The 18342-nt window shown below is 59.7% G+C and carries 10 protein-coding genes; 4 read left to right on the forward strand and 6 right to left on the reverse strand.

The window, feature by feature from the left end; all coding sequences use genetic code 11:
• Nucleotides 1-11 precede the first annotated feature (11 nt).
• From QSJ19_RS17410 to QSJ19_RS17425, 4 genes are read left to right on the forward strand one after another with little or no spacing between them, the layout of a single operon-like run.
• Complete coding sequence (locus tag QSJ19_RS17410) at nucleotides 12-2867, forward strand: hypothetical protein (protein ID WP_286322168.1); 2856 nt, start codon at nucleotides 12-14, stop codon at nucleotides 2865-2867.
• A complete protein-coding gene (locus QSJ19_RS17415) occupies nucleotides 2864-3943 on the forward strand; it encodes a hypothetical protein (RefSeq protein ID WP_286322170.1) in 1080 nt (359 codons plus the stop codon). The genes QSJ19_RS17410 and QSJ19_RS17415 overlap by 4 nt, the downstream gene beginning before the upstream one ends.
• Nucleotides 3944-3947: 4 nt before the next feature.
• Entirely contained in the window at nucleotides 3948-9593 is a 5646-nt protein-coding gene (locus QSJ19_RS17420) for a DEAD/DEAH box helicase family protein (protein ID WP_286322172.1), read from the forward strand.
• Nucleotides 9590-10816: a RecB family exonuclease gene (locus tag QSJ19_RS17425; RefSeq protein ID WP_286322173.1), complete on the forward strand. Its 1227-nt coding sequence runs from the start codon at nucleotides 9590-9592 to the stop codon at nucleotides 10814-10816. Before QSJ19_RS17420 ends, QSJ19_RS17425 begins: the two co-directional genes overlap by 4 nt.
• A gap of 53 nt (nucleotides 10817-10869) precedes the next feature.
• Here the strand turns inward: QSJ19_RS17425 and QSJ19_RS17430 are convergent, their stop codons facing one another.
• The 6 genes from QSJ19_RS17430 to QSJ19_RS17450 form a co-directional block, all read right to left on the reverse strand.
• Nucleotides 10870-12849 (reverse strand): Druantia anti-phage system protein DruA, encoded by a 1980-nt coding sequence (locus QSJ19_RS17430; RefSeq protein ID WP_286322175.1) that lies wholly within the window; start codon nucleotides 12847-12849, stop codon nucleotides 10870-10872.
• Nucleotides 12810-14282 (reverse strand): ATP-binding protein, encoded by a 1473-nt coding sequence (locus QSJ19_RS17435; protein WP_286322177.1) that lies wholly within the window; start codon nucleotides 14280-14282, stop codon nucleotides 12810-12812. Before QSJ19_RS17435 ends, QSJ19_RS17430 begins: the two co-directional genes overlap by 40 nt.
• A gap of 172 nt (nucleotides 14283-14454) precedes the next feature.
• Nucleotides 14455-15555 carry a hypothetical protein gene (locus tag QSJ19_RS17440; RefSeq protein WP_286322179.1) on the reverse strand — a complete coding sequence of 367 codons (1101 nt, stop codon included), beginning with the start codon at nucleotides 15553-15555 and terminating at the stop codon, nucleotides 14455-14457.
• Between the two features lie 6 nt (nucleotides 15556-15561).
• The gene (locus QSJ19_RS27025; RefSeq protein WP_502876218.1) at nucleotides 15562-15948 is read right to left on the reverse strand and encodes a YunG family protein; all 387 of its coding nucleotides are present in this window, start codon (nucleotides 15946-15948) and stop codon (nucleotides 15562-15564) included.
• 478 nt (nucleotides 15949-16426) lie between these two features.
• Nucleotides 16427-17296, reverse strand: a complete 870-nt coding sequence (locus QSJ19_RS17445) for an HNH endonuclease signature motif containing protein (RefSeq protein WP_286322181.1) — start codon at nucleotides 17294-17296, stop codon at nucleotides 16427-16429.
• An 8-nt stretch (nucleotides 17297-17304) separates the two neighbouring features.
• Entirely contained in the window at nucleotides 17305-18261 is a 957-nt protein-coding gene (locus QSJ19_RS17450) for a hypothetical protein (protein ID WP_286322183.1), read from the reverse strand.
• Nucleotides 18262-18342 lie beyond the last annotated feature (81 nt).

An 18342-nucleotide genomic window follows, 5' to 3' on the forward strand; every position in this document is an offset into this window, starting at 1 on the left:
GTGTTGCCGCGATGGATGTAGTGCCGGGTAGCACCGCGGACACGCTGGAGTACTTCCACGACCTCTTGGACACGCACTTCCACGTGCTACATGAGCGACGCGCCAAACTCGACCCCCCAGCGCCGGTCTATGCCCTGGAGCATTGCCTCAGTGGGAAAGACGTAGCGCTCCTAGAGGATGCCGTTCGCGCCGCCTACGCCACGGGAAGTCTGGCGAGGACGAGCAACCGGTGGTGGCTGCCGTTCGCAGTCCATGCCGCCGAGGTCGGCTACATCTACGACGGGGCGGAATACTGGCCCATTTACGCGAAGATGACTCCGTCGTGGAGGGACAGCCAACACGAGCGCGACCGTGTTCGCGGATGGCTCAGGAAGTTCTCTCGTGAATACGGTGGCGCGATACCGAGGGGTCCCTGGGCGAATACCTTCAACAAGATCGCATGGCCGATTACACACGCAGTGCTGCCTCGCTACTTGCAGGTGCAACTCGCCAGAATGCTGTCCGACCATCGTTCTACTTGGCCGACCCTGCTCGACGACCCCGAGGCCCTGGGTGTCCGGCTCCACTCTTGGTCGCGGCACTACTCCGACAGGATGGAGAAGTTCTGCCAAAACACGGCGCTGGTCGGTCACGTCGCAACGGCGTTGCTCCTATCTGAGGAGGACGAGGATTCGCCATATATTGAGTCTTCGACTTTGGATCGGCTGGTCGAGAGCCTCAATAGCGAACGTCAGTCGCGGCGATGGCTTCAGGAAGCCAGACGATCGGCCAGCATCGTTCGCGCACGCAACTTTCGGCGATCCACAGGGGCAGAGGGCCGAGGCGCCAAGGAAGGACCGCGCCCCCTGGCGCAGACCGATCCGAAGCTACAACTGCGTTGTGAGCAAGGTGTCTGGAAGGCGTTCGCTGCGCTGCCTAATCTCAGACCTTTGCAGGACATTCTCCCAAGTGTCTACGACGAAATGCGAAGGTCCCGCGCTGTCGTTACCGGCACGCGACAAGTCATTCCCACGGGAGGACTACTCTTTGCGACCGCGCCAGTTGAGTTCACATCATGGCCCTGGCCAACCGAAGCCTTCATAAAACTCCAGCGCGCGTCGCGGGAGGTCAACCTGCTCATCGCTGATCAGTGCCGGATAACCAGCGGTCCTTGGTGGGTCTTTCGTCTGAAGTCGGACTTACCGGCGCTCGAGGTGAATGGCAAGTTTGTCCGTCCCGGTGGCCACTACATCATCGTGGGGGCATCGGGGATAGCGCGACCGGACGTCGCGTGGTGTAGCCGCGTCGCGATCGCGGTTGAAGAGGTCGTTGCCTACGAGTTGCGGGTTCCAAGTGTGATCAGCGAAACAGATAGCAAGGCGCTCGTGGGCGCTGGAGTATCCGTTGCATCGGAGGTCACCATTCGTCCGGTCGGTCTCGTCGCCAGCGCATGGGACGGGGAAGGCTCGGCCGAGTGGTTGGCAGGCGAACCAGTACTCATCTGCATCCATGCTGCGCACTCGCCAGTCAAGGCTCGGTTAATGCTGGACGGCGAGCAGTATTTCGTTGACTGGCCAACCGGTGAGAGCGAAATCTGCCTGTCTCTGGACGGACTCGCGGTCGGGACACACCAAATAGCCGTATCGCTGGGCGACCCCGAAGGTGACGGGCGAACTATCGAGGGAACGCTTGTCGCGGCGATTCGAGACCGTCAGATACTTCCTCAGGGGCGCACTTTGGGCGAAGGTATCCGGGTCCGCACAGAACCCGCGAAACCGAGTCTTCCGGAGCTTTGGGACGGCCACGCGCTTGTCGAGGTGGATGGTCCGAGTGGCGCCACAGCAGGCCTGGAGGTCACTCTGAGAGACTGTGAGAACTCAAGACTCGCGACGCACCAGAAGGGCATCAGGCTTCCAGTCACAGGCGACGATTGGCTTCGTTTGATGAGCGATCTGCGTTCCGTCCCTCAGCTTTACAAGCACTACGACGAATGCGATGCTATCGAATTACGCTTTGCCCACAACGGAATTGGATTCGCGACGCTGACCTGTGAGCGTGGCTTCCGTGGACTCCGGTGGGTGGTTTCGGCGCGGCACCGTGATGGCGGGTACGCGGCCAGGCTCATCGACCGCACCGATGGCGACCCTGTCGCGGTGGTGTTCTTCCCGATGGCGCACCCCCTCTGTGGGGAACAGTATCCACAAGAAACGGTGGTCGTCGAACAATCCTGTGGCGGCCTGGTCTGGGCCACGAACGGCGAGCAAGAAGCACTACAAGTAATCCCATCAGATCCGAATCAACTGTTGGGCTCTGATTCCGTTCGGCCCGACGTTTCGACTAGCCAGAGGTCTGTGTCTGAGGCAACCAAGCTAGTGCTGCACCACAGGCAATGGCGAGACGCCGAACTGCCAGCACACCCTGTGGCTGGCTACGAGCGCGAAAGGGTGCTTGAAGCGATTACTTCCGCGTTCGTTTCCATGTTGGCGCCGGGTAAGTGGGCCGACTATGAGCACCAAGTCTTGGCGAGTGCGAAAGGCGACGTCGATCTAGATCTGGCGCAAGTGCTGGTGGGTGAGAGCGCTGCACATCGTGCGGTCGCCGCTGTCATAGCGAGAAGCCTCTGGCAATGGAACTCGTCCGATGAGCTTGTCTACGGGTTAGGACAGGCCCTTGAAAGTCTGTTTGCGAGAGCAGGTATCACGGACTCAGTGAAGGGCACACGATTTGTCCTTCAAGCCACGAGTTCTCCCGGTGCACTACTCGATTGGGACGAAACGGAGCGGACACGCTACATGCAGCGCGTCTTTGCCAACCCCGTCCTTGCTCGTGCCGCTAGATTTGCTGTCTTGGGAACCGGCGATGAGGTGCTGTTAGGAGGCATCGGATGAGCGTGCAACGGATCGAACCGGATGAGGCAGCGGCCGTTGCAGTCAGTGTCCTCGGTCTGGATGCCGACTGGGTTGATATCACGTCCAAGGAGGCACTTTGCGCGGCGCTTCGCCGAGCCGCATCGTTCATGTGCCCAGCGTCGCCTCGCCAACTCGTCGACGCAGTCCTCGGCTCGCTTGCCCCTCTCAGGCCGGGGATCGAACGCGACGATGTGGCGACCGCTCTCAACGCTCTGATTGGCTCTGGAGACCTACTAGAACTCCTCGAAGCGGATAATAACAGGCGGATGGTCTTCCTCGGCCCGCCGTCCTATGTACGGAAGTGGCCTGGTCATTACCTGCTACTCGGTATTCGGCCAGACGCTGGCATCCTCGTCGACGAAGATTCGCTTGGCGCCGCCGTGACCAGTGAATCACACACCCGAACCGTCATCCTTGACGAGCGCTTTGCGTCTGAGGCGCTCACGGCCGCGGGACTGCATCGGCAGACGCCTGAGCAGTGGATACGGGCGCCGCGCCCGGAGGCGGCGGCCACCGCCATTGCGGCAGTGCGCGGACGCCTGTCCAGCGTCCAGAGGCCGGGACCGATCACCGGCCTAATGGTATTAGACGCAGCGACGCCGGTGCGCTACTACAAGGGACGCTGGCGTGAGCCACTATCAAGTGACCAAGGCATCTTCGTCGGCACTAGACCGCAGGCATACGGATCGCCGGTCTGGTGCCTAGTTGAGTTCGCGGACGGCGTCCCGCAGGCCGCATTGGACTTTCCCTTGGGCACTTCAGTTGCACCGGGATGGGATGAAGGTCGCCGCTTACAAGCTGCTCTCGATGCTAACCGCGGCACACCCCAATTGTTCCGCGCCGCCAGACCGGTCAGCCAGCCAGGTGCCGATTGGATCTTCGATTTTTTCGGACCGCTCCCGTCTTGGGCGGAGCGGTATCTCGATTTGGTCGGGATGCCGGTTACCAAGTCGCAAGGTGCACTCTTCTCCTACCGTGTTCCTGACGGTGCACAGCAGGAGACACGGGCGTTTCTGTCGAAGATGTTGTGGATGAGAGCTTCCGAGGGAGTGTAAGAAGATGACGGCGCGTGCGCTTACAATCGCCGAGACAATCAGCGAGATTCGAACCGCTCTACGCGATTACATCGAAGCGACCTACCATATAGGCCACCCGTCGCTTATCCGCCAGCGACAGGTGCTGCTGGACAGCCTGGGCAACACTTATCAGGCGCCGTTCTTGGAGAGCACACCGCGCTACACAGCCGGTCAGCGATTCGCTGATCTTGGGCTCGACGCCGCCGTGCACGACCTGTTCGGGGTACTGACTTCCACCGCGGGCGACGTGAAGCCCCTGGTCTTCGATCCGCCATACACACATCAGGCCACCGCGCTGGAGGCGATTGCACGAGATGGCCGGAGTCTGGTCGTTACAACCGGCACCGGTTCAGGCAAGACTGAGACCTTTCTTCTCCCGATGTTGGCCAAACTTGCTGAAGAGGCCGCGAATCGTCCGGCGTCATTTGGGACGCCCGCCGTGCGCGCACTTGTTCTGTACCCGATGAACGCCTTGGTCAATGATCAGCTTGGCCGTCTGCGCCTGCTACTCGGCGACGACCGCGTTACCTCGCAGTTCGATAGGTGGGCCGGTCGTCCACCAAGGTTTGCACGCTATACCAGTCGGACTCTGTACCCGGGCGTGCGAACGGCCAAGAAAGACCAGGTCAGGCTCAAATCACTCGAGAAGTATTACATTGCTCTGCTCGATGAGGCTGCGAAGGGCAACTCGCCCCGGCAGAAGCGCGCACAAGCGCTCGTCGGGGAACTTAAGGCTCGCGGCAAATGGCCGGCGAAACCCGACCTCAATGCGTGGTACGGATCAAGCGGGCAGCGCTGGCAGAATTCGCAGACTGGCGAGTTTCAGCGCGCTGTCATGCTGCCGAACGACGCTGAATTGCTAACGCGTCATGAGGTTCTGAACTGGCCGCCCGATGTGCTCATCACCAACTACTCCATGTTGGAGTACATGCTGATGCGACCGCTGGAGCGGCCGATATTCGACGCGACGAAGCAGTGGCTCGAGGATAACCCCGACGAGAATTTCTTCCTGATCATTGACGAAGCACACCTCTACCGCGGCGCATCTGGGGCCGAGGTTGCACTTCTCATGCGGCGCCTACGCGCACGGCTGGGAATCTCCGCCGACCGTGTCCAGGTCATCGCAACCAGCGCGAGCTTCTCCGACACCGAGTACGCCAAAGCCTTTGCAGCACAGCTGACCGGCAAGTCAGTCGGCGACTTCGACGCCGTCACCGGAACGCTCGACCTCCGAGACCCCGCTGCGGTTGGTACCGCTGCCGACGCCGCAGCGCTCGCAGATGTGCAAATGGATCGGTACTACGCCGCCGAAGACGACCCGGCCAGGATTGAGGCCACGGCGTCTCTGCTGGCCTACCGGAAGGTCGTCCCGGGGCCTGGCGCCGAGTCGAGTGCTGTCCTATTTAGAGCGCTCCACGACTTTCCACCTCTTGGAATGCTCGTCAACGCGACCATGAAGAAGGCGCTTCCGCTCAGCGAACTCGGCCAGCTGATCTTCCCGAACGCCGATGTCGAATTGGCCGACAGGGCAGTGTCGACTCTGATTTCACTCGCCAGCGCAGCCCGACTTAAGTCCGATGGTGCAGGGCTGCTGCCGTGTCGCGTGCATGCGTTCTTTCGCGGTCTTCCCGGGCTCTGGGCTTGCCTTGATCCCGACTGCATTGTCGAGCGTGACGGGATTCCCAAGGGCCCAATCGGTGCGATGTACGGCCAGCCGCAGAACACCTGCGGTTGCGGCGCACGAGTTTTTGAACTGTTCACCTGCCGCCAGTGCGGGACCGCATACGCCCGCGCCTACACAGACAATGTCGAGAACCCGTCGTTCCTGTGGCAGGAACCCGGCAAGGCGTTCAATACGGCTTCCGGGCCTGTATCAGAACTGGAGCCGATCGATTTGCTCCTTGAGGAACCCCCAGAGAACGACAGCAACGCGGAACTCAAGGAACTGGATCTGATCACAGGACGTCTTAATCCGCACGATTTGGGTGAACGTTGGCGTCCGATTTGGCTGTGCTTGTCTCGGCGCGAGGATCAAGGCAGCGACGATGGTAGCGGTGATGACACATCGACCAAGAAGCCGAAGCCCGGTGAGTTTGTACCCTGTGGGCTTTGTGGCGAGAAGGCCAGCTTTGGACAGAGCAGCGTTCAAGATCACCAGACAAAGGGCGACCAGCCGTTTCAGGCTCTAGTGAGTCGGCAAGTCGAGGTCCAGCCACCGGGGCCACAGCCCGCCACTGAGTTCGCGCCGTTACGGGGCCGAAAGGTACTGGCGTTCTCCGACTCGCGACAAGTCGCAGCCCGCTTGGCGCCCAACGTGCAGGACTACTCGCTACGTGATGCAGTTCGGCCCATTGTCTTGAAGGGCTGGGCCGAACTGTCAAAGCAGGCAGTCATTGCGCCTTCATTGAGCCTTGAGCACCTCTATTTGGCCTCCTTGGTTGGCGCGAACTTGCTCGGCGTGCGACTCCGACCGGAGCTTGACGGGACTGAGAAGTTCACTGCGTTCGGCCAGGTTGCCAAATCGCTGAAGCGTGGCGCGCTGACTGACCCGAGTGAACTTATCCAGTTGTATACGATCCAGGAGCGGCCGCCTCAGTCGCTGCTGCGCAACCTCGTGCCGACCCTGACCAGCCAGTACTACAGCTTCCAGGCGCTCGGACTCGCCACCCTTCGCGAGCGCGCCAACCTCACGGATGATTTGCTTGCTGAGTTAGTTGACATACCAGGGGTTGCCACAGGCGATGACGCGAAGATCGCCTTGATGCGGCTGTGGCTGTCATTGTGGCGGCGGCCTGGAATCTGGTTCTCAGCGATGAACGCTGAGTGGAAGGGCACGAAGGTCCAGGCCGTTACCGGAAACTTCGGCAAGATCAAGTCCTGGCTGCCGACCCGCGACGCGCGCCGCGCATTCCAGAACGAGTGGCTCCCAGTCCTTCAAAACGAGTTCTGCCAGCAGGTTGGCGACAAATATCAACTGAGTGCCCAAACCGTCGCGTTGGAACTCGGCGATGGATGGGGCTACTGCCAGCGATGCCGTTTCACGCAGCGCCCGTTCCCCGGCCGTACCACCTGCATCTCGTGTGGCGCCAACGCCGTCGAAACGCTTCATCCCGACACCGATGAGGTGTTTAAGGCACGCAAGGGCTACTACCGCGCGAGTTCGAAACGTGCACTGGCGACGCCACCTGGCGAGGTGATGAGCATCGTTGCGGCCGAGCACACCGCTCAACTCAACTCATCGCAGTCCGACGATGTCTTCTCGAAGGCGGAGATGTATGAGTTGCTCTTCCAAGATGTCGACCTGGCGGTGCCTGCGCCTGGGCAACAGAGAGACGTTGCTATCGACCTGTTGTCCTGCACGACGACAATGGAAGTCGGAATCGACATTGGTTCGCTGAGTGGTGTCGCCCTTCGCAATATGCCCCCATCCCGAGCCAACTACCAGCAGCGGGCTGGCCGAGCAGGTCGGCGAGGCAACGCGGTTGCGACCGTCATCGCGTTCGGCAGTGCCGATACTCACGACGATCACTACTTCCGCGAGCCCAAGGAGATGATCAGCGGAGAAGTCTCCGACCCGGTCCTCACGATGGACAACGTCGAGATAGCCAAGCGTCACGTCACCGCTTTCTTGCTTCAGCGATATCACCAGGACCGTATCCAGGTGTTTGACCCCGCCACCATGCCGGCGAACCTGTTCGAAGTGCTCGGCTCTGTCGCCGACTTCCTCTCCGAGACTGCCACTCTCAACCGGACTGACTTCGAGAAGTGGCTCGGTTCAAATGAGGCGGCACTCCGCGGCGAAGTCGACGACTGGCTGCCGGGCGAGATCGCTGGTGAGTTGCGCAGTGAGGTCCTCAGCGGGCTCATCAAGACGACCTTGGAGGGGATTGACCACGCCCTCGACATCGAATCCGAGGGTGGGTCCACAGGATCTGCGGAAACCGGCGACGTCCCTCCACCACCCGAGGGCGAAGCAAGCGAGTCCGATGTTGGCGGCGACGAGAACGGCTCCGACGAGGACGCTGGCGTCGAAAACGACGGCGACGGCCGGACTGACGATGCTGGCGAAGACAGCGGCGAAGACCCGAGTTCGCAACGAGCGCGCACGAAATTACTCGACCGGCTCCTCTACAAGGGCGTGCTGCCGCGGTATGCATTCCCGACGGATGTTGTCAGCTTCCACATCTTCGATGAGGACCGCTCGACACCGTATCGCCCGGTCTTCGAGTACGCGCCCAGCCAGGGCCTGACCGTTGCGCTCAGTCAGTACGCCCCCGGCAAAGTGGTGTGGGTGGATAAACGTGAATGGACCTCCGGCGCGCTCTACTCGCCTATGCGCCGTGAACTGACCGACGCCTGGCAGCAGAGACTCATGTACTTCGAGTGCCAAGACTGCCACTACGCCACCCATGTTCCGTGGGAGCAATCCGACCGTGGACGGACAGACTTCTGTCCAGCTTGCAAAGGTGAGCGTTTTGGGCCAGGGATGAATTGGTTGCGTCCACCAGGCTTTGCGCACCCGACCAATGAGCCGCCGGGTACCAGTCCCGACGACCAGCCCGCCGTTTCTTACGCCACCCGCGCCAAACTCATCGCAGGAGGACCTGGCAAGGAGGATCTTTGGCAGCAGGTGACGGATCGGATCCAGCAGAACTTCGACCGGACGACGTTACTTGTGTCGAACACCGGGCCGCGCAATGAGGGCTACACTTTCTGCACCTGGTGCGGCCTGATTGAGCCGACAGCCATGCCCACGCCTCTGCTAGCCGGAACGCACCACAAGCCGTTTCCGACAGATCCAAATGATGCGATGTGCCCGGGAGGACGGGCGACACGGGGTCTGGTGCTTGGCACCGACTTCATCTCGGATGTTCTTCTCATCCGCCTGTCGGTCACCGATCCGGTGACATTGCGGCCGTCGTTCTTGTCCTCACAGGTGGCGCTTCGCACCTTGGCAGAAGCTCTGACGATCGCGGCGACCGCACAACTGCAGATCGAGGCCAACGAGTTGCAGGCAGAGTTTCGTCCCGCGCTCACTCCTCTGGGGGGCCACGGCCGCGAAGCAGAGATCTATCTGTACGACACACTCGCAGGCGGCGCTGGGTTCACACAGCAGGTGAGCGACATGGGCCGAAGGATCTTCGAATTGGCCCTAGATCGGCTTGAAAACTGTCCGGAGGACTGCGACGAGTCATGTTACCGATGCCTGCGTAGCTTCCGGAACCGGTTTGAGCACACGCACCTGGACCGTCACGTTGGAGCCAGTTTGCTCCGCTACCTTCTTGATGGCACGCGACCGACTCTCTCCGCCGCCCGACTTGAATCGTCAGCCCAGAAGCTTTTCGAAGACTTGGAGCGTTCGGGAGTCGAGGGTGTCACCTTTGCGCGAAATGCGACCACCGCTGTCGATGGCATTGGCGAGATTTTGGTGCCGATTCTTGCGACCAAGGATAGCGGCGCCCGCGCGTTCATCGGGGTGCACAGCCCACTTACACCCGGCGTGGCGCCAACGTCCGAATTAGACCGTGTCGATCAAGAGACGTTCGAGCGCGTGAAACTCATTGATGACTTGATAATCAGGCGGAGTCTGCCGAATGCCTCTCGCGAGGTACTGGAGTTCGTTCGGTGATTGAGGAAAGGATTCGCTTCTACACTGATGTTGCGGGCATTTGGGGACACTGGCCGAACACACCCACATTGTGGAGTTACTCGTCCCTCAGAGAAATAGAGACCTGCCCCCAACGTTGGATGCTGTCACGCGCTGATTACCCAGACATTTGGGAGCGCCGCGGCTATCCGCCGTTGCCCGTTGCCGCAGCTGTCTTCGGTAGTGTCGTTCATAGTGTCATTGAGCACTTGACCAACACCCTTCGCGATGCTGGAACGACGTCGTCGAGCGGGGGCGAGGTGATTGGTGTCCTTAAATCGCTTGGGGGCTGGCGGGAGATCGTGCTGGCGGCGATCGAAACCGAGTTGGCACGACTAGACGCTAACCCACGCGTTTCCGCCCAAAGCGTAGACCGGATCAGGAGCGAACTGGCCAGGAGGGCGCCTGAAGCAGCCGATCAGGTGAAAGCCTTTCTACATCGAGGCGTGCTTCCGAACGGGACGGTACATAGCAGCAAATGGGCTGATACAGATGGTCCGAGGCGACGGTCTCCTGCGCGGCCTGGCGCGCACGCCGAACGCGTCGTGACCTCAGAGTCCCTGCGAGTGACTGGCACCATCGACCAACTGGTTGTCGACGATGTCAATGTCATCGTGACCGACTTCAAGACAGGCATTCAGGACGACATTCACGATGAGCAGGTGCGGTTGTATGCCCTGCTCTGGAGTCTCGATGAGCAGACTAACCCTGATGGCAGACCGGCGACGCAACTCCGCCTCGTGTATCCGTCCTTTGAGCGCTCTGTTGACGCCCCCGATGAAGAACAGTTGGACGAACTCGAAGCCGAAACTGCTGCGCGGGTCGCGACTGCTGATCGGATCACCGTCACGCCGCCGCCAACTGCGTTCCCGAGTGAAGAAACGTGCCAGTACTGCCAGGTTAAGCATCTGTGCGGTCCGTACTGGCTGAGCGTTCCACCAGCAGTGTCGACGGTCTCGAGCGAAGAGTGGTTCGACTTCGAAGGCTCGGTGCTTCGGCCGAACGGGTCTAGGAGTTGGATCTTTGCGACCCTGTCCCACCAGAGGACGGAGATCCTGGTCCGGACGGTCGAGACCGACGTTCCGTTCCCCGCCGGCAAGCGCGTTCGACTCCTCGGTGTGCGTCGAAACCGAGATCCAGATAAGCCAGAACGGCTGGTGATCTCGATGGTCGCTACCTCCGAGTGGTACTCGGTCGATACGTAGCCGGCTTTCGTCGGCTTTTGAGCGCACCACGCGTAGTTCGTGGCCGCAGATGATCAAGCCTCATCCGAATCGTCGGGTAGATCCGGAAGCTTGACACGAGCATTGTGTTCGATCGGATACGATAGGCGCTGCTGGCGCATCTGGTCACGAATATCGGATCTCGCTGCTCTGGGAAGGCCCCAACGGTGCAGCCACCATTCAGAAATGAGTGCATCTGAATTCGCTATCTTGGTGTCGAACAGGTAGTTCGGAGAGCGGTCTATTCCGAGGGAAAAGTCTTTGATATTCGCCGCGAGAGGTACTCCGTACACGATGCGCTGACGGCGGTGCTGCAATAGTTCGTTCGTTGGCCATCCGAGCGCCGCAAGGCCGAGGCGGACCTTCCTCAGGCGAGGACTGACACCTTCGCCGAACAGGCTGTTCACCCGAACCGCTGAACTGCGCATCATTGAGAGTCGTACCAATGCCTGGACGGTCTCGTCTGTGAAATGGGAGGTCCCAAATGAGCGAGATCGCCCCAGTTCGAGAAACCCCATCTTCTCGTCCGGCGGGCCTCCAAGTGTGTTGGCCGGCCAGAACAGGCGGTTGTATTGACTGGAGCCGGTTCCGTAGAGCGACGTGGTTGTGATCAGAGATAGTCGGGCTTCCCGAACGATGGCTCGCCCGGCCATCGCCGAGGCGATTTCGCTCGGTCGTGCGTACTTGGTCCGGTACGCCGCAAGCACGGGTGGCGAAACTGATAGGGCGCCAACCAATTTGCCTGCCGCAAGCAAATTATAGGGGGCTACGGCGCCGCAGACCGTGAGATCCGCAATTACCGTTCCGACCCTTTCCCCGCGAGCACGGCGAACCAACCGGCGTAGGTGTACCCGAGCATCTTTGCTTTGCAACAGTTTTCGAAGGCCTTTGACTGACGGGTTAGGCTCCAGATAGGGGCTCAACGCCAGTTTGATCTCTAGGGCGTCTGCCAGCGCCGACGCACGCTTGCTCCGAAACAGATCGGTCTCAGCGCGCTCCACCCATGACTCACGGGAAATATTGCGCACCTCGTTAATGCGTGCCGCGCCATGGTGTCGTTCGCGGTGCCGTTCCGCATCAGCCCGGAGTCTGTCAGCAAGGTCCGTCGGGGGATGTTTGGTGTCGCTTGGTTGCAGCACTCCGTCGCGAAGCAGATCATCTAAGTACAGTTCGTCAAGTTGAGTGCTGATGCGTCGTCTTATCCACCTTGCCAGTTTGACGCTCGGATCTTGCTCCATGCTTTCGATGAATTGATCCGTATCCCACCCCATCCACCGATCGCGCTCAGCGATCTGTACCACCGGGCTTGAGATTGCAGCCAGGCCGATCACTGCATGGTGAGAGGTCGCAGCGTCGCGGACCAGGATCGGCATTGAGCGACCGGGAACTGTCGAGTACGCGTTTGACCAAGTGTGGCGAAAGTACCTCCAGATATCGTGCAGCCGGAAGCCGGTCAAGTCGCATATGGAGTCGTCGACGATCTGAATGTAGGGCTGAATGGCGGACCCGCTGCCGGCGGGGTCCTTGAGAGCGTCAGCAAGTTCGCGTCCATCACGGATCAGGTTGAACACTGAGATGAATTCGTCGCCGTGTCGATGGGTGCGTTCCATTCGCCCAACGAAGCGACGGACGCTTGGCTTCCTCAGTTGTTCGTCCCGACGCAGGTGTTCTTGGGCCCGGATGCGTTGTTTTTCGAGATCTCGGTCGCCGTTGGTTGGCGGCGGCGAGAACACTGCGGTCTGCTTCGAGACAGCTACCGTCCAGCCTTGTTCGACAAGGTCTATCGCGACGTGTGCTGCTGCGGCAAGTGTTGGCTGCTCGTACAGATCGCCAAGCTTGGCTTTTCTCACCCAGGACTCATGGTCGGAGCGGCCTCCTACGGGGTTGCTGAGCAACCTGCACAGACGTAGGAATGCGAGTTGTTCAAGCCGCGCTGCCTCGGCAGGCAAGGCAAGCGGCACGCTCTCACTTTCTGTCATGCCTTCAGCAGCATCCGACCATACGTCTTGCTCCACACTTGAAGCAGTTCCTGCGCGCCATCAGGTGACACAATAGTGCTACGTGCAAAGGCGAGGATGAGCAGTTCCAGGGCGGTGCGGACATCGCCGCTGCTGCTGTCGGCCGTGGACTGTAGTGGCTGGTAGAGGGCTCGAAAGGCCGGGTGATCGATGTTGAGGTCGACGTGGAGGTTGTTCCCTTCAAATCTGGTGGCGAGCATGGATTCGACCGGTAACTGTGCAGTGCCGATGCTGTAGTTGATGCCACCCGATCGGCGACCGAGCCCCTCGATTGGAGGCAGACTCGACTCTGCGTCCGCCGCAATCCGGCAGGAGATCGACGCTGCCTCTCGGAACTTCACCTCCTCGAAGGCTTGTCGTACGCGGCCGTTGAGGAGCCGGGCAACTGGTTCTAGTGCGGGCTCAAGAGCCTCGCGGAGTCTCTCCGATGGACGGATACCTTGTTTGTTGATCGTGATGCCAAAGTGTTCGTCAAGAACCGGATCGAACTCAATCTCGCAACGCCACCAGTCGTCGTAGTTCTCTCTCCGTTTGCTACCCATGAAGTGCCAGCCTGAGGCGATCTCGCGACCAGCCCGTAGTACGGACACGGTGGGTCCGCCAACTATGCCGGTTCGACGCTTGGTTACGTTGTCAAGCATGTGCCACTGCGCGACGGGGAGAACAGCGAAGTTGACCGTGACCCATCCAGGAACACCGGTGTAGGTGTCCAGTTCGAACTGCAGCGGTTCAAACGCGCGTTCTGCCGACGAATTCTCGATCTTGGTGTCGAGCAGCATCGGATCGTGAGCTTTGACATCGCGCCCATTCAAAGTGAGTCGCAGCGTGCCGTGGGTGATGAAGCGCCGATAGATGCGTCCGAGGTCGGCGCGAAGGAGACGATCGAGCCAGCCCAGCCGTCGGTAGGGGATGCGGTCGCAGGACCTCCACACAACTGAGCAGCCCGACTCAGACCGTCGGGGACCGACTCGTCGCGCAGACAGCGTCGTACCACCTGCCATCACTTGGTCAACGTCGAGAACGACCTCGTATTCGGACCCAGAGCGCCTCCACGCACGGACTTCAACGCGCCGCGTCTGGCTCAGCGATGCAGCGGGGAGGCCCATCCCAAACCGGCCGAAAGACGCGCGGTCGTCGAATCTCGACGAGCCACCAAACTTGAGACATGCTTCAAGCTCTTGGCGCGACATGCCAGCACCGTTGTCTTCAACGACGATCGTCGGGCTGGACTCGGGCTCGTCGCGTTCGACCGTGATCGCCACCTCCGTCGCGCCCGCCTGAATCGAGTTGTCAACCAACTCTGCGAGTGCGGTGGCCACTGACAGGTAGCCTGCTTCGCGCACAGCGTGGACGAAGTTGCAGTCGACAAGAAGGCCGCTCGCCTGGACTTGCTGATTCACGCGTACACCCGCTCCCTGTTTGACGCTCATCTCCAGAGTAGCTCGGCGATCGCCAAGGTCCAGGGCCTGAAGCGTATGTCTGTGCTGCCGTGAGAGCGTGTGAGCATTCTCAATGCCTAACTCGGGGTGGCAGTCGCAGGATGAGACGCGTGCCGCGGTAGGAACGAAGCCGGAACCTGCTTGAGGATCATTAGTAGTAGGTTCAGGGAATAAGACTCAATCGGCGTTTGGTTTGCCAAACGCCTAGGACAAAAAGAAGTAGAGCTATACCGACGGCGATAGCGGCTCCCCAATTGCCGTCGGGTGCTGAGTCCGTACTGGAGAATGCAAGAGCACCCGCTCCTATCGCTCCTGCGGCTGGAATCGCGTATTGTTGGGATTTAGATGGGCGCAAGATAAGGTTCATGCGTGCCGTCGGTCCGTACTGCCCGGGCCCCGGAGCTATTTCCAAATAGCTCCGGCTGACGTCGGGCCTGTTAGGCACATCGATCGCCACCGCGAATCGATCGTATCGAGATGCGATGGGTAAAGAAGTCACGTCACGACTGCTCACGTCGGTGCCAGTTCGGAGATCTATTGCCGATGGAACCGCATCCAGCTGATATTGCCGGTGTTCGATCTCAAGAATATAACTCTCGCCCGCAGTCAGGGTAAAATCTCCGCCATCGGCCTGCAGGAACTGCTCGGAATCCGCGGGTCTGATACCGACGAATCGATAATAGATCCTAACAGGGTTGGTCAGCGTTGCCGAAAAATCTCGGACCAACTCAGCGAACGAAGTTTCCTCATCTCTCGAAGCTAGAGTAAGTCCCTGTTTGTCAAGATCCGCCAGGAGCTCAGAATGTGGGCGTGCGAAAGCAGCGGATCTGGCAGGTTCGCCGTCAGGGTTTGGGTACTTCGACGAGTCCTGGCGGATAAAGTCAGAGTATCGTCGAATGACGTCTCCGCGACCTTGACTCGCGCCGATCTGTGTCTCTTCAATCGGCATAGCTGCCGAGTAGCCGGCCAGTTTGAGGTCCAAAACCAATACGTCGCCGTGGGTATGCGCGTGAAAGACGGACGCGCGTCGCAGCGGTACGAAAGCTGAGGGGTGGAAGCGGCTCGGATGCTGAATTGAAAGATGAACGAGCACCCAACGGCCAATGAGCCTTCTATGGTTCCACAATTCTGAAGCGACATAATCCTTGTGGTACCTAAATCGAATAATAGATCCTCGAGGGAGTGCCAGCACCGACAGCGCATCAGCGAGGTAAAGCTCTCGAATATTGGACGTATAGAGCAGAATCTCGCGATCGTCTGGCATGGTTGGCTACATTCGCTTAGCTACATCTGCTGCGAGTTTGTGATATCGCTTAGATGTCGAATCGAAAGACAGAACGTATTCTCTAGTCCGCGGGGACGGTTCCGTAGACACGTGTCCCTCGAACTGGTCAATGGTCAGATCGAGATCCTCGCCAGTGGGGGTTCTGAGCCAGTAGTGACTTATGCCATCTACAGTACCGCGAAGCAAAGTACCTCCCAGGTGGTCCTGCAGCACCAGAGCGGTCACTGCGCACTGGCCCGTCGACGGGACCTTTGGACTCCATTGCTCGGGTGAGGCAGATGTCTCAGATGACCAGGCTCGTCGGATGACGTCGATCAGGAATTGGCAACTGCCCGTGTGAGCCGCGCCGGTGTGACGTGATGCCGAAGTCATGGAGGAAGTCTACCGAATCGCGCTGACGGCCTCACTTGCTTCGGCTCATGAACTCCGTCAGAGGCAGAGCGATTCCTGGGTTGGGGCCCTGGCGGCTGCGATTCCCAGAGCTAAGGTGAGTGGTCCTCCTGCTCCGAAGACGCCTTGTGCGCGGCAGTATCGCGCTGTCGCTGTTGCGTTCGCGGACTCCTGTAACGAGGGTGCGACCGATCAACAGACGAGAGCCAGAGATTTCGGCACGGACCGGGAAATTCGGGTGCTTGATTGGCCACTGGTGCTCCTTGCCACCGCGCCGTGCCCGGCGTCGATCGCTGGTCAGAGGTGCAGACAGCACAGGTTACGGCGACGAAGACTTACTCACCTGAATGGTGCTCCTCGACCTGGTCCGATTGATACCTTCGCAAGTTCGATCATCCCAGGTCAGGGCACCATTCTTCATTCACGACACGAAATCAGCGGCGGCGAAGTTATCCGCAGGTCATTTATCGAAGGCGGTGAAATCGGCATCCAGGATGGCGCGCTGCAGATCCTCGTCGCCTAGCTCTTTGAGCTTCTCCCAAAAGTCATCGAAGGGATGCCCTTTGCCGAGATTTACAGATATGGGCTCGGGTTCGCCCAGCTCATCTGCGCTGTAATAGTAGATAACGTCTTTGTTGTGCAGGATGTAGAGGTCGGCGAGAACCTCGTCGCGTGAGGCGACTGCGTGTCGTTCGGGCTCCCACGTATCAATGCGTAGCGATGCGTCTTTGATATATCCATACTTGAGAATTATGTGCAGGACACTCCGTGCTGAGCGCGGTAGTTTGCTGACCCGGGTCTGGAACTGGTTCAAATCCTTCAAAAAGTCATCGTATGTTTTGATTGCGTCGTTGGCTTCAGCCTCAATTTTGTCCTCCTCGGAGAATAGCGTATACCCATTCGACGCGAAGGAACCGGGATACATGCTAGTCAGATCTGTGTAGAGGCCCGCCTGGCTCAATGCCTTCGACAGCGCGTTGGAGAACTTCAACTCGTGCCTGCGTTTGATATCTTCCAGACGTTCCTTTGGCCACTGTTTCCACTGCTTGCCGTCGATCTTTGCGTGGCAGGTCTTGCACAACAGCATCAGGTTCGATACGTCGTTTCGCTGTTGGGTGGTCCAGCCATCAATCTGACGCGGTTGACCGGGTTGCTTAGAGTAGGGGACGATATGGGCGATCTCTCCAACCAGTTCGGCTGAGTCCGGATTGACGATGATTCTTTGGCAACGCTCCTTAGATATTTCGAGCTGGCCTGGACAGCTATTTCCAGAGAATGCCCACAGGTTTCGGTAGACATACGACTCGTACGTTGGTCGCCGCTCTGTCATGGCCAGTCCTACTCGGTGTCCGGGGGAGTGACAGACTTCTTCACCATGGAGTGGACGGAATATGCGGTGTACATGAAGCCGACGATGCCGAGGTGCATCATGCCCTCGTCTTCGAGATCGTCAGGGAGGCTCTTGACGCCGAACATCAGCGCTGCGCCAGCCGAAAACATGATGACCGCGACCATCAGATGCTTGGCAAAGGTCGACGACGTGAAGCGAGCACCGGCTCGGCTGAAGGTCTCCTTGCTGATCAGACCTCGGCGGACGAGTGTCCGCTCGATGGACTCGTAGGTCTCCTCGAGTTCGGGGTGCTCTTCCAAGAACTCTTCAAATGCTTCTTCGTCGATGTCGCCGAGTACCGAGAAGTCGAAGCCGTCCAGGACCTTGGTGCCCTCGTAGGCGGCTCGGAGACTCTCGGTCAGCGGCTCCGTGATCTTGGCGTACATCTCAGCGAAGTTGCCGACTTGCACGTTGATCGAGGCGATGTTCTGGAGGGTGTCCGCGAAACCTGGAGCCTGGAAGAGCTTGCGGGCGAAGTCCTCGGTACCGACGCTTGTCGCGATGACCCCGCGCATTGCCTCCGTAAGCTGAGGGGAGACGATTGAATCAAACTGCTGGTAGGACCGCACTGAATCAGCGAGAGCTTGCATTCCCGGTGAAGTGGCGAAGTTCTGCGTGAAGGCGCTGAGGTCTACCAGTGTCGACGCCGTACGTGCCAGCTCAGGTGCGAGGACGTCCATCTTGAAGCTGTTGGCCTGGTTGAACGCGACCAGGGCTGGGGCCAGCTGCTTCGCCATGCTTTCGCGGTAGGCGTCAAGCGCAGGGGACATAGACGCGATCTGGTTGAGGGCACCGATGGTAGCGGGGTCGAACTGGATCTTGGGAGCCATCTGCGCGACGACCCTCGCGGCGTCCACCTGAATCTTTCGATAGGCGTCACTGTTGCCTGCACCCGACGTACTCATGCCAGGCCCCTCCCATAGTTAGTTCGTCCATTCTACGGTGGGGGCCCGACACGCTAATTCTTTCGACCTACGCGTGTCACC

This window comes from Gordonia sp. ABSL11-1 (assembly GCF_030315685.1).
Lineage (GTDB): Bacteria > Actinomycetota > Actinomycetes > Mycobacteriales > Mycobacteriaceae > Gordonia.